The sequence below is a fragment of the Chloroherpetonaceae bacterium genome (assembly GCA_033763895.1).
Lineage (GTDB): Bacteria > Bacteroidota > Chlorobiia > Chlorobiales > Thermochlorobacteraceae > JANRJQ01.
Genome location: JANRJQ010000010.1, coordinates 628770 through 651137, shown reverse-complemented (window position 1 = coordinate 651137; position 22368 = coordinate 628770). Strand labels below are relative to the sequence as shown.

At 39.4% G+C, this 22368-nt stretch carries 20 protein-coding genes and 1 tRNA gene; 11 read left to right on the top strand and 10 right to left on the bottom strand.

Features of this window, described 5'->3' with window-relative positions; all coding sequences use genetic code 11:
• Position 1 precedes the first annotated feature (1 nt).
• Positions 2 to 1087 carry a uroporphyrinogen decarboxylase gene (hemE, locus tag SFU91_10875; GenBank protein ID MDX2129524.1) on the bottom strand — a complete coding sequence of 362 codons (1086 nt, stop codon included), beginning with the start codon at positions 1085 to 1087 and terminating at the stop codon, positions 2 to 4.
• A 146-nt stretch (positions 1088 to 1233) separates the two neighbouring features.
• Between hemE and pdxA the strand changes: the two genes are divergently transcribed.
• The gene (gene pdxA, locus SFU91_10870; GenBank protein ID MDX2129523.1) at positions 1234 to 2292 is read left to right on the top strand and encodes a 4-hydroxythreonine-4-phosphate dehydrogenase PdxA; all 1059 of its coding nucleotides are present in this window, start codon (positions 1234 to 1236) and stop codon (positions 2290 to 2292) included.
• Positions 2293 to 2297: 5 nt separating this feature from the next.
• Here the strand turns inward: pdxA and SFU91_10865 are convergent, their stop codons facing one another.
• Positions 2298 to 4724, bottom strand: a complete 2427-nt coding sequence (locus SFU91_10865) for a prolyl oligopeptidase family serine peptidase (protein MDX2129522.1) — start codon at positions 4722 to 4724, stop codon at positions 2298 to 2300.
• 98 nt (positions 4725 to 4822) lie between these two features.
• Here SFU91_10865 and SFU91_10860 point away from each other — a divergent pair, with 98 nt between their 5' ends.
• Positions 4823 to 5764, top strand: a complete 942-nt coding sequence (locus SFU91_10860) for a diguanylate cyclase (protein ID MDX2129521.1) — start codon at positions 4823 to 4825, stop codon at positions 5762 to 5764.
• Here the strand turns inward: SFU91_10860 and SFU91_10855 are convergent.
• Positions 5741 to 6397 (bottom strand): hypothetical protein, encoded by a 657-nt coding sequence (locus tag SFU91_10855; GenBank protein ID MDX2129520.1) that lies wholly within the window; start codon positions 6395 to 6397, stop codon positions 5741 to 5743. The genes SFU91_10860 and SFU91_10855 overlap by 24 nt on opposite strands.
• A 130-nt stretch (positions 6398 to 6527) precedes the next feature.
• Between SFU91_10855 and SFU91_10850 the strand changes: the two genes are divergently transcribed.
• Positions 6528 to 8969 (top strand): cobaltochelatase subunit CobN, encoded by a 2442-nt coding sequence (locus SFU91_10850; protein ID MDX2129519.1) that lies wholly within the window; start codon positions 6528 to 6530, stop codon positions 8967 to 8969.
• Between the two features lie 25 nt (positions 8970 to 8994).
• Here the strand turns inward: SFU91_10850 and SFU91_10845 are convergent, their stop codons facing one another.
• The 5 genes from SFU91_10845 to SFU91_10825 all read right to left on the bottom strand — a co-directional run bounded on the left by SFU91_10845 (position 8995) and on the right by SFU91_10825 (position 13653).
• Positions 8995 to 9507, bottom strand: a complete 513-nt coding sequence (locus tag SFU91_10845) for a glutathione peroxidase (GenBank protein MDX2129518.1) — start codon at positions 9505 to 9507, stop codon at positions 8995 to 8997.
• A gap of 122 nt (positions 9508 to 9629) precedes the next feature.
• A complete protein-coding gene (gene plsY / locus SFU91_10840) occupies positions 9630 to 10340 on the bottom strand; it encodes a glycerol-3-phosphate 1-O-acyltransferase PlsY (protein MDX2129517.1) in 711 nt (236 codons plus the stop codon).
• A gap of 112 nt (positions 10341 to 10452) precedes the next feature.
• Entirely contained in the window at positions 10453 to 12681 is a 2229-nt protein-coding gene (locus SFU91_10835) for an HDIG domain-containing protein (GenBank protein ID MDX2129516.1), read from the bottom strand.
• 20 nt (positions 12682 to 12701) lie between these two features.
• Positions 12702 to 13337, bottom strand: a complete 636-nt coding sequence (locus SFU91_10830) for a methyltransferase domain-containing protein (protein ID MDX2129515.1) — start codon at positions 13335 to 13337, stop codon at positions 12702 to 12704.
• 242 nt (positions 13338 to 13579) lie between these two features.
• Positions 13580 to 13653 (bottom strand) — tRNA-Arg (locus tag SFU91_10825).
• A 138-nt stretch (positions 13654 to 13791) separates the two neighbouring features.
• Here SFU91_10825 and SFU91_10820 point away from each other — a divergent pair.
• From SFU91_10820 to atpH, 7 genes are all read left to right on the top strand, one after another.
• Positions 13792 to 14214: a polymer-forming cytoskeletal protein gene (locus SFU91_10820; GenBank protein ID MDX2129514.1), complete on the top strand. Its 423-nt coding sequence runs from the start codon at positions 13792 to 13794 to the stop codon at positions 14212 to 14214.
• A gap of 12 nt (positions 14215 to 14226) precedes the next feature.
• On the top strand, positions 14227 to 14484 hold the full coding sequence (locus SFU91_10815; protein MDX2129513.1) for an AtpZ/AtpI family protein: 258 nt from the start codon (positions 14227 to 14229) through the stop codon (positions 14482 to 14484).
• A gap of 154 nt (positions 14485 to 14638) precedes the next feature.
• Positions 14639 to 15031: a hypothetical protein gene (locus SFU91_10810; protein MDX2129512.1), complete on the top strand. Its 393-nt coding sequence runs from the start codon at positions 14639 to 14641 to the stop codon at positions 15029 to 15031.
• 57 nt (positions 15032 to 15088) lie between these two features.
• Positions 15089 to 16006, top strand: coding sequence for a F0F1 ATP synthase subunit A (gene atpB, locus SFU91_10805; protein MDX2129511.1), 918 nt, complete (start codon positions 15089 to 15091; stop codon positions 16004 to 16006).
• A gap of 60 nt (positions 16007 to 16066) precedes the next feature.
• Entirely contained in the window at positions 16067 to 16294 is a 228-nt protein-coding gene (atpE, locus tag SFU91_10800) for an ATP synthase F0 subunit C (GenBank protein MDX2129510.1), read from the top strand.
• 81 nt (positions 16295 to 16375) lie between these two features.
• Positions 16376 to 16903 (top strand): F0F1 ATP synthase subunit B, encoded by a 528-nt coding sequence (locus SFU91_10795; GenBank protein ID MDX2129509.1) that lies wholly within the window; start codon positions 16376 to 16378, stop codon positions 16901 to 16903.
• Positions 16904 to 16905: 2 nt separating this feature from the next.
• Complete coding sequence (gene atpH / locus SFU91_10790; GenBank protein MDX2129508.1) at positions 16906 to 17451, top strand: ATP synthase F1 subunit delta; 546 nt, start codon at positions 16906 to 16908, stop codon at positions 17449 to 17451.
• Positions 17452 to 17526: 75 nt separating this feature from the next.
• On the opposite strand, the gene SFU91_10785 is transcribed toward atpH, so the two are convergent.
• Complete coding sequence (locus SFU91_10785) at positions 17527 to 19791, bottom strand: endonuclease (GenBank protein ID MDX2129507.1); 2265 nt, start codon at positions 19789 to 19791, stop codon at positions 17527 to 17529.
• Positions 19792 to 19903: 112 nt separating this feature from the next.
• Positions 19904 to 21259: a T9SS type A sorting domain-containing protein gene (locus SFU91_10780; protein MDX2129506.1), complete on the bottom strand. Its 1356-nt coding sequence runs from the start codon at positions 21257 to 21259 to the stop codon at positions 19904 to 19906.
• 110 nt (positions 21260 to 21369) lie between these two features.
• Here SFU91_10780 and SFU91_10775 point away from each other — a divergent pair, with 110 nt between their 5' ends.
• Complete coding sequence (locus tag SFU91_10775; protein ID MDX2129505.1) at positions 21370 to 22344, top strand: DMT family transporter; 975 nt, start codon at positions 21370 to 21372, stop codon at positions 22342 to 22344.
• Positions 22345 to 22368: the final 24 nt, after the last annotated feature.

Below are 22368 nucleotides of genomic sequence, written 5' to 3'. Positions count from 1 at the left end.
TTCAATTCAAACTTGATTTTTCGGCAAAGTGTGCATGATACTTCACGCTTTCGGTTTTAACGAAATCGACAAGTGCTTTTAAGTTTGCAGGGTCAACATCAGGCAAAATACCGTGGCCTAAATTGAAAACATGACCTGAATTTTCATTGTGTTGACCAAATGACTTCAATATTTTTGTTGCTTCTGCTTTGATTCGGTCAGGAGTCGAGTAAAGCACTGTTGGATCAAGATTTCCTTGCAAAGCAACTTTATCAGAAAGTTGCCACCGTGCTTTTGCCAATTCCACAGTCCAATCAAGTCCGAGTGCGTCGCAACCTGTTTCGGTTAACTCCTTTAAAAGCGTATTTGCTCCTTTCGCAAAAACAATTACAGGCACTTTTGGGTGTTTGAGTTTAATCTTTTGCACAATCTTTTGAATGTACATCAACGAAAACTCAGCGAAATGCTGCTCTGAAAGAACTGAAGCCCAAGTATCAAATATTTGCACGGCATTTGCGCCTGCTTCGATTTGGAGCAAAAGGAAATCAGCAACCACTGACGAAATTTTTTCGAGCATTCGGTGAGCTTCGCGTGGCTGTGAAAAAATCATTTCTTTTGGATAGCGAAAGTTTTTGCTTCCTTTCCCTTCAACAGCGTATGTAAAAAGAGTCCAAGGTGCACCAGCAAACCCGATCAACGGCACCCTTGCATTTAAGGCTCTTTTGGAAACCCTAATTGCATCTTCGACATATCTCAACGCTCGCGAGACATCAGGGACAATTAATCGTTCTATATCCGAAGCAGATCGAATTGGGTTGGGGAATTTTGGTCCTTCTGATTCAATCATTTCAAGTTGCATTCCCATAGCTTCGGGCACAACCAAAATATCTGAAAAAATAATCGCAGCATCGACACCAATAAGATCAACGGGTTGAACGGTCACTTCAGCCGCTAAATCGGGTGTTTTACATAAAGTTAAAAAGTCGGCTTTTCTGCGAACAGCTCGATATTCAGGGAGATACCGACCCGCTTGACGCATCACCCAAATTGGCGTTCGGTGACAAGGCTCGCGCCTAAGGGATCGCAAAACTAAATCGTTAGTTAGCATAGAATATTCTTTATCCAAAAATGTTTTACTTACTTCTCGATTAATTTCTCAAGAAGAGAAATTCAGTTTGAGTAACTTCTGATTGAAAAAACAATCAGCCTTTAATATACTGAAACTGTCATCCTTTTGAATATCATTTCATCGCTGTGAAACCAATTCTTGTCTCTATGGGCGACCCAAACGGGATTGGCCCTGAAATCATCTTGAAGGCTCACTTGTGCAGAATGACCATTCCAACGGTTGTTGTTGGACATTTTCATTCTTTTTTATTTCATCAACAGCATTTAGCACATCGGAATCCTGTTTTCGAAATTCCTTTGGTAAAAATTTCTTTAGATGATCTTAAGAATTTTAACCGCTTGATTGAAAAAGAACAATCGAAGGATTTCATTTACCTTTATGATCCTTTTGATGATTCAGATAGTTTTGAGGTAAAATTTGGAGAAATTTCTGGCAAGGCAGGAAAACTTGCTTTAACCTCTATTGAAGCCGCTGCGAACCTTTGCAAATCTGAGATTGGCAGCGCAATGGTGACCGCGCCGATTCACAAAGAGTCGCTCAAGCTGTCAGGGTCGTTATTTAAGGGTCATACCGATTTTCTTGGTCATGTATTTCAAGCAACTTCTGAAATGATTTTATGCGATCGGCGAAGTGGATTAAAGATCGCACTAGCAACGGTTCATACGCCGCTTTCGGATGTTGCAAACAGGTTAAAAATCGGTGCATTTAAACGCTCATTAAGGGCATTAATTCATTTTTTGAAAACTGACTATATCATTTCTCAACCCAAAATTGCTATTCTCGGTTTAAACCCGCATGCCTCAGACAATGGCGTCATTGGCAATGATGAAACCTCTTATTTGAAAACTGATTTAGAAGAAATGCGAAATGAATTCCCCTCTTGTAAACTTGAAGGGTTTTTTCCAGCAGATGGTTTTTTTGGAAGTGCTCAATATAAAAATTACGATTGTATTCTAGCCTTGTATCACGATTCCGGACTAATCCCTTTTAAGATGCTGGCCTTTGAAACAGGCGTAAATGTTACAATGGGATTACCGATTGTTAGAACCTCGCCTGACCACGGCACGGCTTTTGATATAGCCGGAAAAGGAATTGCCTCTTCAAAAAGTTTTGAAGAGGCGATACTTCTCGCTCATGAACTCTATCAAAATCGCGTAGAGACTCTTAAAAAAAATTGGTCTTAGGTACTCTAATTTCTATTTTTAACATATCGCTCAAGCCATTCATCCATCTCCCAAAGCATGTGCAAGATTGATTCTCGTGCAGCATATCCGTGTGATTCAAATGGCAGAATAACTAAGCGTGCTGTCGCGCCAAAACCTTTGAGGGCATTATAAAATCTTTCCGATTGAAGCGGAAAAGTTCCTTGATTGTTATCGGCTTCACCGTGAATTAAAAGGATAGGCTCTTTAATTTTATCCGCGAACATAAAGGGCGACATTTTCATATAAGTTTCAGGAGCTTGCCATAAAAATCGCTCTTCTGCTTGAAACCCAAATGGCGTAAGGGTTCGATTGTATGCACCACTCCTTGCAATTCCTGCCGCGAATAAATCGGTATGCGCTAAAAGATTGGCCGTCATAAATGCCCCATACGAGTGACCGCCAATGGCGATTTTTTTTCGATCTGCAACGCCCAGCCGAACAACCTCATCAACTGCCGCTTTCGCCGATTGTGAAAGTTGCTCGATGTATGTGTCATTCGGTTCAGTTTTGCCTTCTCCAACAATTGGCATTTTAGGATCATCAAGAACTGCGTATCCTCTCAAGAGCCAGAAAAGCGGTGTACCCCATCCCACACGGGTAAAGCGAAAGGGGGAACCTGAAATTTGCCCAGCCGCTTTAGGATCTTTGAATTCTTGCGGATAGGCCCACATAATTGTTGGTAAAGGTCCCATTTCTTTCTTATATCCTTTAGGTAAATAAAGTGTTCCGGATAAATCAACCCCATCTTGGCGTTTGTAACGAATAATTTCTTTTGAAATTCCTTGAAGTGCCATCATTGGATTTGGAAATGAAGTCACTTGGATGATTTTTCCGTTGTTGAGATCTCGAATAAAGAAGTTGGGTTGATCATTTTGAGATTCGCGTTGAGTCAAGAGTATATTCCCGGCTTCGTCGAGCGGTGCAACAGGTGTTTCAAAATAAGGGGGTTCGGAGCGAAAAAGCTCTTTGGATTTTTTTTCAACAACATCGAATCTTGAGTAAAAAGGTCGGTCACCTTCCGGAGTCGCACCGGCACCAATCATTAATAATTCTCTTCCTTTTCGTATGTCGAGAATGCTTGTTCCGTATTTGGTTTCTTTCAAAACCGGAGAACCAATGTCGGAATAACGATCTTCCATAGATCGCTCTAAAATCAATTCAGGCGCTTGTTTCCAATCGGAGGGATTGAGTTTCCACCACCTTAACTTTCTTGATTGCCACCAGTATTCACGAAACAATGCAAAGCTCTCATTTCCCCACGAAACGCCGCCAAAACGCATTTCAGTTTCAAATACTTTCTTTGCTTCTCCGGTGAATGGTTTTGAAAGTAAATAAATCGCATCGCGCTTTTCAGAGACTTTTTTCGGATTCCCATCGTCTAAAGCCTCAACCCATTGAATGGTCGCTTCATCGTCATGACGCCACGTAAACCCCCGCTTACCCGGAATTGTTGCATCTCTTCCCGGAGCCACTTCTTCTAATAGAGGTTGACTGTATAACTTCGTTATGAGGTTTCCTTTGATGTCGTAGATTAAAATTGAATGGGGAAATCTAGAAAAAGGAACGAGATAAGAATATGGCCGTTCAATCATTTCAACCAAAAGGAAATTTCCATCCGGTGAAGATTCAAAACTATCAATCATCCCTTGAATTGAAAGCCTTTTGAGTTCTTTGGATTCAATGTCAATTGATGATAATTCAGAAGTCGCATAAAAATCAAAGAGATCTTCATCATAAGAGTTCTTCAATAAATCTTGATAGGTTGGTGCAGCAGCAATCTTTCCCATATTTTCCTGAATGATTGGTGAAGGAGGCACCAAGTTCCGGCTGGGTGCCTTTTTTGATTGCTTTAGGATTGTTCGAAAGATTAATCTTTTTGAATCACTGAGCCATACAAAAGGATTACCGGGATAGAGATCATTGAGAATACCATCCGTCAACTTTTCTGCTTTAAGTGTTTGCATTGAAGCTATCCATAGCTCGATTCCAGTGCGTTTTGTAACAGTGAATGCAATTGATTTAGAATCCGGAGACCAAACAACATTGGATATCTTTGCATCTTTTGGAATTCCGCGAATGATCGAAGCCGGCTCGTTAAGGGATGTTTCTAATCCATTCAGTATTTTAATTGATAGTGACTTAAAATAACCGACTCTGCTTTTACCTTTCGTTTCAGGGTTAAAGCGAATTCCGGCAAGTTTTAATTCGGATGAAGCCAAGTCAGAAAGTGTTAAATAGCTGTTTCGTTCGATAATGAGTAAAAGTTTTGAATCAGGTGAAAGACTTACCGCTGGAGTTGCAGGTGCATCTATCAAATCTGCTATTGGTTTTGGAGGAAGTTGATAAGTATTTTGTGCAGAAACGTTATTCGCACTTAAAGCTAAAAGCAGCATCATAAATCGAATTATCATAAAATTGAAAAATAGTTGAGTTTTTGTCACGAAAGGTAATATGTCGCTTTTTCTTTGCAAATACATTCTTATGTTGATATGAAATCAATCTTTCAAAAATGAATGAAACATTTCACACACAATCATCCGGCCAAACTTTAGCAAGCCTACATAAAACAACCATTTCCTGTATTGCCGTTGATGATGATAAATCATCACTTGCAATTTTGAAACGCTTTGTCGAAGTGACGCATGATTTAGAATTAAAGTGTCAATGTTCATCTGCAACCGAAGCGCTTCAATTTTTATCCAAAGAAACGGTTGATTTAATTTTTCTTGATATTGAAATGCCTGATATGTCGGGCATTGATTTAATTTCAAAACTTGATAAAAAGCCGCGCGTTGTACTTATAACGGGCTATACCGATTATGCAATTAAAGCCTTCGAGCTCCAAGCTTCAGATTATATCATAAAACCAATTTCATATGCAAGATTTTTGCAAGCGGTAGAACGTGTTCGAAGCTTCCGGTTGCTTGAGCGACAATCCTACGAAGACAGTTTAACCAAGCTTTTTAATCGCAGATATTTTGATGCAACTTTAAGTGAGGAAACCGGAAGAGCACAACGTACCAAACGACCCTTTAGCCTTGCTATGGCAGATATTGATAATTTCAAAAAAATCAATGATAACTATTCTCATCAAATTGGAGATGAAGTCCTCGCGAAAGTTGCTGAAATTCTTTTTTGCGCCTTTAGAAAAATGGATGTTGTGACAAGATACGGTGGAGAAGAATTTGGTATCATTTTTCCTGAAATTACTGCACATGAAGCCCAAACCGTTTGCGAAAGAGCAAGGATGCTTATTGAAAATTATGACTGGCACACAATCGCTGAAAATCTAAAAGTTACGATTAGTTTTGGTATCGCCGATTCAGTAACCTCCATTGATACCTTAAAATGTGCTGATAGTGCCCTTTACTATTCAAAGCATAATGGGCGAAATCTCGTAACCGTACTATCAGATTCAAAGCATCAATCAATTGAAGTGCCGAAGCTTTAAATCGCTTAAAGCAAATCCAGAATTGGTATTTCTGAAATCTCGCCACTCCCGAATCCACCAAAACCCTTGTGAAGATTGATTGAGAATCAAAACCGCATTTCCTTCAAAACGCTCTTCTGCTGAACCGTTTCGATATAGTATTATAATCGTATAACTAATGACAAATTGAATTTGATTCAACGCTGTCGGAGTTCGCTCAGTTACTTGAAAAATGACCCTTGGAGGAACTCGTGTAGAAACTTGATTTCTAAAATTTTCAAAAAACTTCTTTTCGGCAAATACATCCCAAGTTGAAAAAATTAGCGGTGCTACCCCTTGAGTCTCTGGAGCAGCTGAGAAAGTAAATTCTGCTTGCATAAGATTATCTGTTGTAGGTTCTGGGAGATACGATCGTAAGTAATCAATGGCATTTAGACTCGAAAACGCATTCGCAAAATTAAGGAGCACTTGATCGGATGTCGTTGAAGGCTTCCAAGCCAATTCGGCAGGAACAAAATTATCCGGAAATTCAGGTTCTCTTGTTTGAAATAAATGACAAGAGTGCAAACCAGTAATAACAATCAGAAGAAATGCATTCTGCAATTCCTTTTTAAAGGGAAACTCAATCCAATTTCTTTTTCTCTTCCCAATCATTGAATGAGTGTCAAATTGAAATGAACTTTCATAAACCGCGAATATTTCAAAACTTTATGTTTAAATTTCAATAGAAATGAACATGATATTCCAAAGATAGTTTTTAAGGAATTAAATAAAGGAGTTACCTATGAGTTTGCTTTCCCAATCCAATCGAAAGCGCCTTTTTACCATTGTACTCGGTATGGAGCGTTATAACACCGATCTCTTTCTCTCGATCAAAAAGCAATTCGAAACGCTCTGCCCTGAATTTACACTTAATGTTTTTCATGATACCGAGCTGATTGAAAATAGAGCTCGTTTTGAGCAAGTGATTTCTGAGAGCGATTTGGTATTCTCAGCTTTGATGGTCATTGATGAATCAGCGGAAATTTTAGTTGACTCAATCAAAAAATATTCTCCTCCAATTGTGTTTGGTTTTGAATCATTGCCTTCTGTGATGAAGCAAAACAAAGTAGGGAGTTATTCATTTTCTGAGAAGTCCGAAATTCCAAAACCGGTCAAGCGAATTGCCCAATTAATTGGTGGTGGAAAAGAGGAAGACGCTCTTTACGGATTTGTTCAGTTGCAAAAAATGACTAATCGAATTATGAAATTTATGCCCGAAAGTTTCGGGGGTGAAAAATTTCATGATGCACGGGTTTGGATGACGGTTGGCACCTATTGGACAAATAACGGCGAAGAAAACATTATCAATATGTTGCTTTATACCGCCAATCAACTCTTCGGAAAAAAAATTAAGTATGATTCTCCAAAAGAATTTCAATCCTATGGCCTTTATCATCCCGAGCATTATGCTTCTGAAAAATCCTTTTTCCACGATATCAAATCTTACACGAAGTGGGAAAAGAAATCGGGTCGTTTGGATGAAAAAAAACCAAAAGTTGGGCTTCTTTTTTCTCGTAAGCATATTCTTACCGGACAAACCTATCCAAATGAAGTTATCAAAGGGTTTGAAGCAGCGGGTTTTCGTGTTTTCGCTTGTTATGCACTTGGTATTGAACTTCACATTGTTGCACGAACTTGGTTTCGCGAATTAAAGGTTGATTCAATCGTAAATCTATTTGGATTTCCTTTGGTGGGAGGACCAGCAGGGTCAACCAAAGCAGGATTAGCCAATCCCTCCGCTCAAGAAATCCTCAGCGAAATCAATTCCCCTTACATTGTTGCTCAACCATTATTTGTTCAATCTGAAGAAAGCTGGGAAAAGCACGGGGTGAACCCGATTCAATCAATGATTATGTTCTCGTTACCCGAAATGGATGGTGCTGTCTCTCCGGTGGTATTAGGAGCTTTAGAAAATGAAAAGATTACCATCCGAAAAACAAGGTTGAACCGCCTGATTGCTCAACTTTCAAAATTTATTTCTCTCAAAAAGAAATCAAATCATGAGAAAAAAATTGGCATTGTTCTCTATAACTACCCGCCAAATCAAGGTAAAATCGGCACCGCAGCACTATTGCAAGTTCCTAATAGCCTCTTGAATATTGTCAAATCACTTCAAAGAGAAGGATATGATACAGGCGATTTTCTTGAGCGATATGAACAAAACCCAGAATCCTTTCTTGAAGACTTGAACGCTTCGCTGCAAAGCGATCGAATCGCGCAACAGTTAAAAGCAGAGGAATCACCAATTCTTGCCTCACTGAAAAATTATCGTGAATGGATTTCTGAAAAGGATGAATCTAGAATTGAAGCGCGTTGGGGAGCAACTCCCGGAGATCTTTCACTATATGGAAAGGATCAATTCATACTAGGTGGTTTTGTTTTTGGCAATCTTTATATCGGCCCTGAACCTCAACTCTTTATTCAAGGCGATCCGATGCGATTGCTTTTTGATAAAGAAAACACGCCTCATCATCAGTATATCATGTTTTATAAATGGCTCGATCGCCACTTTAAGGCAGATGCCGTTATTCATTTTGGCATGCACGGAACTTCAGAATGGATGCCCGGGCTTCAATTAGGGCTTTCTGATAACTGTTGGTCAGATAGCTTGCTTGGGGCAATGCCTCAGTTCTACATTTATCCGATGAATAACCCCTCAGAGGCGAACATTGCGAAAAGGCGAGGTTATTCAACTATAATTTCACATGCAATTCCACCTTATGCAAGAGCAGGTCTTTATAAAGAATTTCAAGCGTTAAAAGATTTGATTGATGATTATCGAATTGGTAGAGATAGTGAGGAACTCCGTCGTGCAATATCAATCAAGGTTTCTTTACTTGGCATTGAGCTTGACATTAATCCGCTTCTCAAAGAATCCGATTACAATCGTTACATCTCTGATGTGATGGCTTATCTGAAACAAATGGAAGCCCGATTAATTTGTGCTGATTTACACACATTTGGCGAAAATCCAAATGCTGAAACGATGACCGAACTCATTACTGAGTCGCTCAAAAATCAACACGAACTTGGATTGCTTCACCTTGCTGCAAAAGCCAACGGGATTGATGATATTCATCATATTTTCATAAAAGCAAAAGAAGGTGATGAACGCGCAATCGCTAAAAAGAGCGAGATCGAGGCGTTTTGTAAATCGCTGGTAGAAAATCTAATCGTTAAATAAAAAAGCGGGTTAACCCCGCTTTTCTTTACTTTGCCGCTAAAGCTGCTTCAACTGATTTTTTCATTTCTTCACTCATCGGCTTTACTCTGCTTCGGAAACGCGCGAGAACTTTTCCATCCTTTCCAATCAGAAATTTTTCAAAGTTCCACTTTACAGCCCCCTTTTCCGGCGCATTTTCAGTTAAATACTGATAAAGCGGATGCTGCATTGAAAGTTTTTCATACATTGGAAAAGTAACTTTGTAATTGGTGGAACAAAACTTTTTTATCTCCTCAGAACCGCCCGGTTCCTGACCACCAAAATCGTTACAAGGAAACCCCACAACGACCAACCCTTTTTCACCGTATGCCTCATACAGCGATTGAAGCTCGGCATATTGAGGGGTGTAGCCGCATTCTGAGGCAACATTTACAACAAGAATAACCTTGCCCTTATACTCTGAAAGCTTCGAGGTTTTACCTTCTATCGTATTTACAGGAATATCATAAACACTTGAGGCTGAGAGAAAAACAAGTAAAAAAATTGATAAAATTTTCATAAGTGATTGATTAATTAGAGAACAATTTCAAAAGAGTTTAGAAGTCCTATTCGTTTATAGAATCAATGTAAAGAAAAAAAAAGACGGCAATTGCCGTCTTAAAAAAATTTAATCACTCGGGATTACTTTTTGTTCGAAAAAAGTTTGACCTGATTCTCGGTTCCTAAACGCAATCGACTGATGTTTGCGCGATGAGTATAAATAATTGCAATCGCAACTGCCGCACCAAAAATCATTAATGAAATGTCAAGGCTATCATGAATCCGGTGATGATCACCAAAAAAGGTGACATAATAATCCAACCCGTTACCAAGCCCAAAGAAAAACTTTCGAATAGCGATGATAACCGGAAAACTTAATGCTGCAAGCATAGAAGCCAAAGAAACATATCTTGAAGAAAGCATTGTTACAAAGAAAACACCGATTACTAAAAGCATCGAAACCGGCGCGATTCCAATCATCATGCCCGCCGCAGTGCTCACTCCTTTACCACCCTTAAAGTCGGCAAAAACTGTATAAATATGCCCAACCACTGCCGCACAACCGGCAAGAAGTTTTAGAACAATAATGTTAATCGCCGGAAGTTGGTCGAATCCGTTATACTCAAAATATGCCACCACCCAAAGCACTACCGCCACGCCTTTAAGCATATCAAAAAGCGTAACAAATAGCCCGGCTTTCCACCCTAAAACCCTAAAAGCATTTGTTCCACCCGCATTGCCACTTCCGTGTTGACGAATATCAATCCCCTTCGTAAACCGACTGACAATGATACTTGTTGGAATTGAGCCAATCAAGTAACTGACGACTAGAATCGTGATAATTGAGATCATCTTTTATGAATTACCTTTTGTTAACATATTTTCACTTTCATTCCGCAGAAGCGGACACTTTAACCCTCTAATCTATAAAAAAAATTTTACAAAAAAAGGACTATTAAATTTGCTATATGTTCTGACCGGGATATTTCACTCTTCGATGTGAAGATGCCAAAATGGTTTTAATGAAGCTCTTCTTAATGGAAGAAAGTTCTGCAAAAGTTAGGTTACATTCTGAAAACTGCTCCTCATCCAGCCGCTTTTTGACAATCGAATCAATAATTTGAGAGATTGACTGTTCATTTACTGTCGATAAAGAACGAACGGAAGCTTCAACGGCATCTGCGAGCATGACAATCGCTGTTTCTCTTGACTGCGGTTTCGGACCCGGATACTTAAAATCATTGATGTTTACTTGATCTGGCGGTAGCTGGCGTTTCGCCTTTTCATAAAAAAAGTGGATTACTGTTGTCCCGTGATGCTGCGGAATAAAGTCAAGAACTTTTTCAGGAAGTTTGTAACGCTTTCCAACCTCAATTCCCTCTTTGACATGTTCACCAATAATTCTTCCGCTTGTCACAACATGAATCTGCTCATGAGGATTTTCCCCACGCTGATTCTCAGCAAAAAAATCTGATTCTTTCACTTTGCCAATGTCATGAAAATAGGCTCCCGCTCTGCATAAAAGCGGATTCGCTCCAATGGCCATAGCGGCTTCTTCAGAGAGATGACTCACCTGCATCGTATGATTAAAAGTGCCGGGTGCCTTCGAAGACATTTCTCGAAGTAACGGGTGATTTACATTCGCAAGCTCGATTAGGGTCAAATCGGTAGTAACCCCAAAAATTTTTTCTATCACTAAAAGAATTGGGTAAACCAAAAAGCTCGCGAGTGAGCTTATGGCAGCAAACTTGAGGTCATTTAAAATTTCTTCTTGAGAGGCTAACCGTGCGAAATTGAAAGCCAATATTGAAATTGAATAAGCAACGAAAACATAAATTGCTGCAAGTACAAGCTGTCTGCGTTGACTGATATTGCTTGCAACAAACACGGCCATTGTACCTGCAAAAATACTCGCTAACGCAAATGGGAAATCATTCCCTCGAATGGTTGCGGCAAGCATTGCGATTGTGACGGTTGCCAAAAAGGCAGTTCTTGAATCAAATATGACCGCAAAAATGATAGAAGCCAAGGATATCGGGACGAGATAAGGCGAAAGATTATCAAATCGCAAGAGATACCAAGTTAGGATTAGCTCCGAAAGGGCAACGCTCATCAAAAGCATCCAAAGGAGATTGTCGTAAAAAATCGTTGGTCGTGACAGATACACATAAACAACAAAAAGGGCTGTCATCATTACAATAATCAAAATCTTCCCGATATAAATCTTTATATCACCGGTGTAAACTTCGCGTTCGGCTTTTGCTCGAAGGTATGAATCAAGTTTACGCTTAGCCGTTTCTGTAATCTGCTCGCCTCTGATGATAATCTTTTCACCTTCTCGTACAAATCCCTCCGCAATAGGAACCGATTGCTCTGCACGTAGCCTTTCAGTCATTGTCTGTTTTGAATCAAAACGTAAGGTTGGGGTTAAAAAGGGTGAAATAATTTTGAGAGCTAAAAGCAATGTATCGGTATCATCGCCTCTCTTTGCATACCGTGTAGCCAACAAACTCTTTAGAGCATTATATGCTTCAAGGGAGTCTCGAAGAGACGAAAGTCGATAAACCTTTTCTTCCCGATTGTTATCCGCTCGAAATGCAATTTCTTCGGTTTCTAATTCCTTTCGAGGCACATCTAACACGCCATCCGAAAGAACTGCGATTAACTGCGCCGGCAATGTTGCACGAAATTCTTCCAGAAGCCCTTTTTGGACTATGGTCTGAGTTTCTTTCTGCACAAGAGACCGTTTCGATGAATTGGCTTTTTTAATCTCTCTTGAATGAATTAATTGATATTCTCGATCATTCAATTCGATACCCAAAGGTTTAGACTTCTGTGAAAATCCATCTAAGTTCGTAGTGGTTTGCGACCATTGTTGTAAAGAATCTATCAGTTGATTGAAAGACACCATACTAAACGATTCCTTCGATTTTCGGAATACGGGTAAAACGCGTGAACGAGCAATTTTGCGTTCACTTTCAATAATCGATTCGCTTTTTGATATCGAGAAAGTAAAGGGGGAAATGATATCATCTTGCAACCAACCCGACCCAATCTCATAGCTAAGTGATGATATTTTATTCCTTGGGAAAAGCGTCGCTACAATGATGAGAAACAGTGCAAATAAACCGATTCGAATGTATTTATTCTCACGAATGAATTGACGATTAATCTCGTAACCCGAAATATTCATACCCCACTTCAAAAGGAATATTACTTACTTGGCTTTTGAATTTTTGGAACAGAAATTGAACCTCTTCTTGCAAGTACTTTACAAGTCCATCCTGTGCCAACTGAATTCGTGACCGTAACGGAATCCAATACTTCATATTTGGCTTGGAGTTCATTCCAAATAGGTTGATGATTTCCTTTTTCAAAAATACTGACGAGAAATACCCCATCTGGCTTTAAGAAGTTTTCATATCTTTGAAATGCCTCTCCTACCTTTTCGAGGTAATAAATCGATTCATTAAATGCAATTGCGTCGAATAACTTTGAAGTCGAAAATGTATTCATATCCCCAATTTCGAAACGTGTTTTCTCTGTATTCTTTAGTGAGGCTATTTTTATGGGTTCACTGAAGTCAATTCCCAAGTATTCAGAGTAATCATTCGGATTGAGCCTTTCCTGCAAGAGCCCTTCACCGCATCCCATATCAAGTAAACTGCCGCCGTGTTTCAAGTAAAGGAAGTAACCAGCCAAAATGCTGTGATGCGCGAGTTCATCGATATTTCTAAGCCAAGCCCATTCTCCCTTTGCATATTGCTCCTGCCATTTTTCTTCGTTGTCTTTCCCTAAAGCATGTTTAAAAAAACGAGACGCTTTGCCAAGTAAAGTGCTTTCCGACATGATTTCTAAACTTTTTTTCTTAAAGAAATGAAACTTATGGAAGTGCGAAAATACTATGAGTTTTCATCATTAAAGGTTCTTTATTTCGAAAATTCCGTTTTCTTATCAAGAACCAAAAATCGTTAGGGAAATCGATATTTCTTTTTTCTCAAGGCGTTACAACAAAAAAATTAAACTTATAATCGAATTTGGATGGGGTAAAGGAAACATCCATCTTGAGGCTTATGTGAAGAAACGGAATGTGCACCCGGCGGGAGTCGAACCCACAACCTTCGGCTTCGGAGACCGACACTCTATCCAGTTGAGCTACGGGTGCAAGAAGTGTTTAAATCGCAAGTTTTAAAAATACCTCGCCTTTATCCGCTTTCCAAATTTTGTTCTATCTTTAACAACTCTTGCTTTGCTTGAAAACAAAGCGATCAAAAGAATTCAATGAAACATCAGCCTAACTTTTATGTTCGGGAAAAAAAATCATGAACCTACGCCTACCGATAAACTGAGTATTCTATCAGAAGGAACGATTTGCCGTGGCGATCTCGAAACGACCGGGAATATCCGAATTGACGGAAAAATAATCGGCAATATCGTTTCAATCGGAAATGTAGCCATTGGAAAAGGGGGTATTGTTGAAGGGAATATTTCAGCAAAAAACATTAAAGTATCAGGAAGAATTACAGGCAACTTAAATTCAGCTGAACATTTGATTCTTGATTCAACTTCTACCGTACAGGGCGATATGACCACCAAACTTTTAGCCATCGAAGACGGTGCACAATTGAATGGGAAGGTTTCGATGCAAATCAAAATGCCTCATCCCTCTGAACTTCCTCCCGGAAAAGAGGCTGAAAAACTCGCAAAGTTAGATGTAACTGCATAATTTTATCGGCCTATGTCTCTTGATAATGAAAAAGATTCTGATTCTCAATCTGAAAAGAAACCAAAGCAGAGTACGAATATTCGTGAAACAAATGATGCGCTTGGCGTTGGGCTTCAAATTGCAGTGAGTATCGTTTTTTTTTCTCTTGGAGGTTATTGGCTTGATAAAAGCATCAATACATTTCCTCTATTTTTAATTATCGGGATTGCTTTTGGTATGATTGGAATGATGGTGCTTTTAGTAAAAATTTCAAACCCTCAAAAAAAATAACAAAATAGCCTTGTTTTGCTTAGAAATGTTGTAATTTCGCGGCGCTTAAAATGATGTTTATGTGAAGTTACACTTTTCTGAAAGGGTTAAGCGATTTGGTTTAGGGGAAGCATCAGCGTAAAGTATATCATTATGGAGGTTTAGACGCTTATTAATGCGCGTTTTCTTTGAATTTCTTGCAAAGACAAGTATTTTTAGCTTCTTTTTTTGGGGAGGATATTTCCTTTTTGGGTTTCAAAATACTTATCAAACGCCGTCGCTTTTGGTTTCTTGGGGAATCGTGGTGTCTAATTCGCTCATAGGTTTTGCACTTTTTCAATTCGGTTATTCTCTTCCTACCAAAAGTTTTTTTACGATTGTCCTTGGTGGTTTAGCAGTGAGAATGTTTGCGACTTTGGCGATTGCTGCTTTCTTAATTTTGGGAAAAAAAATCGCAGAAACCGAGTTCATTTTTGGACTTATTTTCTTCTACATCATATTCTTTACCATCGAAATTTTCTCATATCTCAAAAAGATTCAACTTCACAGTAAAGAAGAATTGAAATGAGAAAAGGGGCAAATATTTGCAGAATTGTATTCATTCAACGAAAGCAGTTTTTTTCTAATGAAAAATAGCTACAAACGGAATTCACATACAGGAATTTGTAAAATAGGCCTTATCCTAACATTATTTGTATTTACAATTTCCTCTCTTGAGGCCTCTGAATCCTCTGGTCACGACGAAAAAATAGATGCAATGCATCATATTATGGATGCTTATACCCTAGATTTCCTTCCCTTTTTTGAAATTCACCTACCTCGCTTTGCACCAATACATGTTGGCGGATTTGAAATCGATCTTTCAATCACAAGGCATGTTGTGATGATGTGGGTAGCTACACTCATTTTGATTATACTTTTCATTAGTGTTTCGAGAGCATATAAACAATCTACTTCAACAACTGCTCCTAAAGGGCTTCAAAATGCCATTGAAGTTGTTGTTGAATTTGTGATTAATGATATTGCAAAGCCGAATATTCCTCACGGTTATCAACGCTTTTTACCATATCTTTTAACCGTCTTCTTTTTCATTCTCAGTTGCAACCTTTTAGGATTAATCCCATTCGCGGCCACCGCTACCGGTAATATTGCAGTAACAATGACACTTGCCATTTTTTCTTTTTTAATTATTCAATATGCGGGACTTCGAGCAAACGGTGTTGGTGGTTATTTGGCACATTTAACCGGTGGAACGCCTTGGTTTCTTTGGCCAATTATGGTTCCTGTAGAAGTTATTGGTTTATTTATTAAGCCTTTTGCGCTCACAATGCGGCTTTTTGCGAATATGATCGCAGGTCACATTGTCATTGTCACTTTGTTGGGACTTACATTTCTATACCAAAGCTATGTGGTTGGTGTTTTAAGTGTTACGGTGACACTTGGTGTCTATCTTTTGGAGATCTTTGTTTCATTTATGCAGGCATTCATTTTTACAATGCTTACCAGTGTTTTTATTGGTATGGCGACTGAGCACAGTCATTAAAATTTAACTTGTCGTAAAATTATTTTTTTTTAATAACATCATTTGGAGGATTACATCACAATGGAAAATGCAGCACTTGCCTATTTGGCAGCAGGAATTGGCGCAGGAATGGCCGCAATTGGCGCCGGTGTTGGTATCGGACGCGTTGCCGGTTCAGCAGTCGAAAGTATTGCCCGCCAACCACAAGCTGAAGGTGCTATTCGCGGGATTACATTGATTGCCGCAGGTTTGATCGAAGGTGCAGCGATTATTGCAATCGTTGTTGCTTTCGTATTGACCGGTAAGTAAACGAAGCTATAGGGCATTTTACTTTTGTTAAAGTGCCCTTTCTTTTTTTAAGCGACCTGACTCAACAAATTTGAAAAGATTATGATCTTTCCTGTTATTCTCGAAGGTTCTTTACTTTCACCAAACCCCGGATTGATTTTCTGGACTGCAATAACGTTTCTTGTTCTGCTGTTTGTTCTCCGGAAAATTGCTTGGGGACCAATTCTGGCAGCGCTTGACGAGCGTGAAAAAAATATCCAATCTGCTATTGAAAGAGCAGAAATCGCGCGTAAAGAGGCCGAAAAAATTCTGATTGAAAATCGGGAAATCTTAAAAAAAGCTGAGATTGAAGCTGAAAAGATTATAAAAGACGCAAGAAACTACGGCGAAAAACTTGCTCAAGACATTCGCGATAAAGCCAGTGCTGAGGCAAGAAAAATGGTTACAGACGCAAAAGTTGAAATCGAAAACGAAAAACAACTTGCTTTAAGCCAACTTCGGAATGAAGTCAGCGACCTTGCCATTAAAGGGGCTGAAATGATTATTCGCAATACGCTTGATGCCGAAAAGCATAAAAATGTGATTGCTTCAATCATTGATGAAATGAAAACTGAAACATTGCAAAAGTAATTATGAAATCACTTGTTGGAAGGCGTTACGCATCTGCAATTTTCGAATTTGCTATTGAAACGAATTCTTTATCACAATTTTCAGAAGATTTTGCAACTATTCTGGAAAGCCTAAAAAATTCAAGGCAACTCGCAGTAGCACTTCAAAGCCCAATCATCAAAAACTTTGATAAGGTTCAGATCTTCACACAACTGTTTCAAAATAAAATTTCACCGGCTACCCTGAATTCGTTGAAATTGATTATAGAAAAAGATCGTGCCGCCTACATTGAAAGTGTTTCAGTTGAGTTTTTTCATTTGCTCGACGAAAAAAATGGTTTAATTGAAGTTGAAGTGAAATCCGCAATTTCGCTTAATGACGTGCAGCTTAACGCGCTTATGTCAAAGCTTGAATCAATGACGATGAAAAAAATTCGTCCAAAAGTCAGTTCAGATTCTTCCTTGATTGGCGGTTTTACCGTTCGTATCGGTGATACCGTAATAGATGGTAGTATCAAACGCAAACTTGAACAGTTACGCGAATCCTTTCTGAACGCCCCATTAAACTAAAATTGGTAGAAATCAAAAACGGGGTTAACGCCCCGTTTTTGATTTTAGCAAACTCCCAAATTTTCCATTCTTCAACTACTTCACCAGCATCATCTTCACGGTAGCGAGATTTGAACCGGCAGATAATCTCAAAAAGTAAATTCCCGAACTGAGTTTGTATCGGTTTGAATCGAATTGCAATTGATGCCTTCCGGCTGCCCTTCGCTCTCCATTTACCAATAAAGCAACTTCTCTGCCTAAAATATCCATCACGGAAAGTGTTATCGATTCGGAATTTTCCAACTGAAATTCAATCATCGTGGAGGGATTAAAAGGATTCGGAAAATTTTGACGTAGTGTAAACGCGGTTGGCATGCTTTTATTTTCACTTGCTGAGGCAATGATATTTGGGAAATAGGCGCGGCGCAAAAGTGTTGAATCCAATACAAACGGATTAGCTTTCCCGCCCTGATATCCTGCAATTTTTTGCGTTCTCGCATATTCAGTTGAATCCACCGGGTCTTGATAATGCCACCTATACAATACATTTCGCATGCCATTAAAGAAATTGGGGTCTTCAGAATCAGCTTGAGATTTATACATCGTATAAAAGTAGAACACAGCTCTTGCCACATTTCCTTTGTGGTCTGCCCTTGGTTCAAAAATTCCAGAAGCGTAACGACTATATTCTAAAATATTTGAAGTTGGTTTAGAAGTTCTACGATACTCCGAATCTCGATACCAATATTGAACCGCGTTTTCATTGATATCGCCAAAGGGATAGCTCCCGCGATCGCTGTTTACATCAGGCCGTGTTGGATAAAGATGGTGCATATCACTTTTTGCTTGACCGTCTGCTCCTTTGCTTTGGGGGAAAGTGTGCTCACAATTGATATTTGAAGGCGAGCCGCTTGTAAAGTTGATGGTAAACCCGGTGTAAACACATGAGAGTTTCCCATTGACATTGTAAACATCGGTGTAAAGATAATTTCTTGCTGCGTCGTAGCTTGGTGTTGAACTCGGCTTGTACGAACTAACCACCGCACTGAGTAACCCTGTTCCACTTTGCCCTTCAAATAAAACGGTTTGGGTTACGCCACTTGTTGGTTGTTGAAATGAAATTGAAAAAACTGTATCTGAAGTGAGAGCACTTCCCAAGCTATTTGAAGCAACAATTGAAAGACCTGATTCAGCGACTGAATATTGAAGACCACTGAAATTAAAGACAGATTGCCCCACACCCGCATTAATGCTCATCGTACCGGTAAGTGAACCTGTACCGCCGACTTTCGAAATCTGTAATTGCTTGTTTTCGGTCAAGGGTTGTGAATTCCCATTGGAATCTTGACTTTGAACGGTTACCGTAAACGGCCTTCCTGCAACAAGGGTTGTAGGCGTAATTGATGTGATTTTCCACTTTACAGGAGCAACAACTGCTTGAACATTAAACGGCGTACTTAAGGCCGAATCGAGCGATGTTCCGGATGTTACTTTTGCAAGAAGCCTGATGTTGTTTTCAACTTGTGAATAAACCAAGCCGGTCACTGTGGTGGACGATTCATTTTCTTCTAAAATCGCCGTTGTAGCTCCACTTAAAACGCCACTTCCCTCTGCTACTGAAAGAGAAACTTCGGTCAATTCGCTAACTCGTTGTTGAACCCCCACAGAATCTTGGGCTTGAATTGTGTATGAAAATGACTGCCCCGCAAATGGGATTGCCGGTGTGATTTGAGTAATAGCCAATTTTACCGGAGGCTTCGAAGGTGCAGAGCCAACCAACTGAACATCGTCAATACACCATCGTTCATTGGCACTGTTATTTCTTGCAGTGATTCTTAAAGTGACTTGAGAAAGACTCGATAAATTGATTCGAACTGTGCTCACTCCGCCGGTTGTTGATGCCCCTGAACCGGTTGATTGAAATACTTGCGGCGAATTGGTACCTGAGTAATTAACAGTCGCGGAAGATGTACTTGAATAATCCCAAACAGCATTATTGGCGGAGGAGCCAATGACAATACATTCTCTTGAGAATGAAGTCCCCCCATTGCCACTTACTTCTACTATGACACTATCTGAGGCTTCCATTCCGTTTCCTGTGGTATTCATCGAAAACGCAGCCAACCGAAACTGAATATAGGCTGATGAGTAACCTGAAACGGAAACATTCGAAAAGGTAAGGGTGGTATTGGCATTGGTTACACCCCAAGCAGCGGAACCATCTGCGGCGACATTGGTTGCAGGAAGTAATCCATTACCCGTTACAATTGCCGGTGTTCCCGTATAGCTCCAAGGTGTTGCGTTTGGCGTGCTTTCAAAACTTTGGCGTTGAATAATGTTTTGAGCATTTGCAAAAGTCACCGCTATACAAATTAGGAGCAACGAAATTAATATTCTGTTTATCATGAAATTTGACCGGAAATAAAAAGGGCGATTGGTTAAATCGCCCTTTTTGAATTAGATATTACTCATCTTACTTAACGAGCATCATTTTTTTGGTTGAAACAAATGCTCCTGCTTGCAAGCGATATAGATAAACACCGCTTGAAAGGTTCACACCTTCAAACACAGGAGAATAACGACCTGCTTCCATTTTGCCATCTAAGAGAGTTGCCACTTTGCGACCCAAAAGATCAAACACTTCCAATTTGACTTCTGAAGCAACCGGTAATTGAATTGCAATGGTTGTTGAAGGGTTAAACGGATTCGGATAGTTTTGAGAAAGTTCGAAAGCCCGGGGCATACCAGCATCAACTTCAATGATGGATGAATACTCGAATTTGCCGTCAAAATCAACTTGCTTTAAGCGATAGGAAACTCTTCCTGTCGCAGAAGCATCATTGAATGAATATGACTTTGCTTCGGTGGTTGTACCGTTCCCTTTAACAAATGAAAGTTTTGACCATCCGCTACCATTTGAGCGTTCAACTTCAAAACCTGCGTTGTTTGTTTCGGATGCGGTTGACCAAGTGAGCTCAACACCACGGTTGGTGAGTCTTGAATTAAATGAAGAGAGTTCTACCGGGAGAGAAACATCGCCCCAAGATTGAGAAACACGAATTTCATCGATTTCAATATTTCCAGTTGCTGCATTTCCTTGGCGAACGCAAACAGAACCGACTTGAGTTAATGTATTTGTTCCAGAGTTATTTGATGCATTTGCAGTCGGCTCTGAACTTCCACCAAGGGTAGGGTTAACCCAAAGTGTTGCAGTTTGAGTCGGGCTTGCAGTTAAATCATATTTAACTACAACAACAGCTGTTTGATTTACATCTAAAGAATCACTTTGCCAAGTTTGAGTTGGTGAGCCTCCGGAATTATTTTGAATTCCAAATTGAATTTTTGAAGAGCCGGCGCTTGCTAAGCGTACAAACAATCTACCACCAAAAGAGGAAACTCCTGTACCTCCTGATTGTTGTGCAAAGTGTAGAAAATAATCCGGCGCGGTTGCACTGAGACCTGTTGTATTCAATACTTTTACGAGAGCAGTTAAATAAACTACACCTGAAGTAACAGGTGTAGATAATGCTTTATTTAAGTCTTCAGAGTTACCTGAAATGGTTTGAATTCTTCCACCTGATGGTGAGAAGAGTAAACCTGAATAGTTTAGGCTGTTACCTAAATCACTTGGGGTTGTCACATAATAAATTTGAGCAACACCGCGTGGGCTTGTTCCACCACCACCGCTATGCTTTACCCATCCATTTGTACCGTTGAGCGAATCTGCAGAAGTCCCTGAGCTAAATGATTCGTCAAGCAAAAAAACTTGGGCTTGTGAACCGACTGAAAGAAATAATGAGATTGCAAGAAGTGATATAAATTTTTTCATAAGGCTATAAAGTTGAATTATAATAAAAGCGGGTAAACGAAACAATCTGAATATACATTCTTGGTTGTTTAACTTTGGTGATTTCAAGATTAAAATCATATTAAGAAACAATGACGGAACGTGAGCGAAAATGGGCGATTGCCGCAATGCTTGGGCAAACCCTATTAGCGGGGTCAGGGTTTACTTTTGCTCACAATGCTTCAAAAGAAATTCCGCCAGTCATCTTCACATTTTTGAGAATGTTTGGCGCTTCACTCATTTTTGTCTGCTATCTATTTTTTTCCGGTTCAATACAGAAAATCTTTCTTCCCTTCAAAGATTATTTTAAACTTTCGGTACTTGCCCTTTTTGGAGTCACGATTAATCAATTTCTTTTTTTAGCAGGAATGAAATATGCACTTCCCGCCAACAGTGCCCTTCTCTATGCGATGACGCCTTTATTTGTGATGATAATTTCGATTGTATTTTTGAAATCTGAGGGTTTCAGTTTTCAAAAAGGTTTAGGAATTGCAATGGCTTTTACCGGCGCATTGATCGTACTTTTTTCAAGAGGTCTTGACTTCGGATTTGGTGAGGAATTATGGTTTGGAAATTTGATGATTTTGGGTGCAGTGATCAGTTGGGCGATTTACATTTCGCTCGGGAAAAAAATTATGAATACACTCTCTCAGCCAATCGATTCCATTGCTTCAACAGCACTTTTTATGATGATTGGTTTCGTGCAGTTTTTACCGATAGCAATCGGTTATTTCACATTAAATGATTTCATAACATCACTTCAGTTCATATCACCTACGGCTTGGATTGGTTTTGCTTATGTAACTGTTTTAGGGGCGGCAGTGGCTTATCTCTTACTTACTTATGCAATTTCAAGGCTAGAAGCCTCAAAGGTGTCTATTTTTATGAATGCTCAGCCGATTGTTGCAGCAACTGTAAGTTATTTAACGATTGGAGAACGCCTCTCTGCCCTTTTTTTAATTGGTGGGTCAATCGCGATTATCGGAATTTTTTTAACCCAACAGAAAGACTTTTTCTTTGTTAAAAAAGAAATTGAAATCGACCTTGACCGCAATAGTCGCTCATAATTTTATTGCAAATTAGTTTTGAAG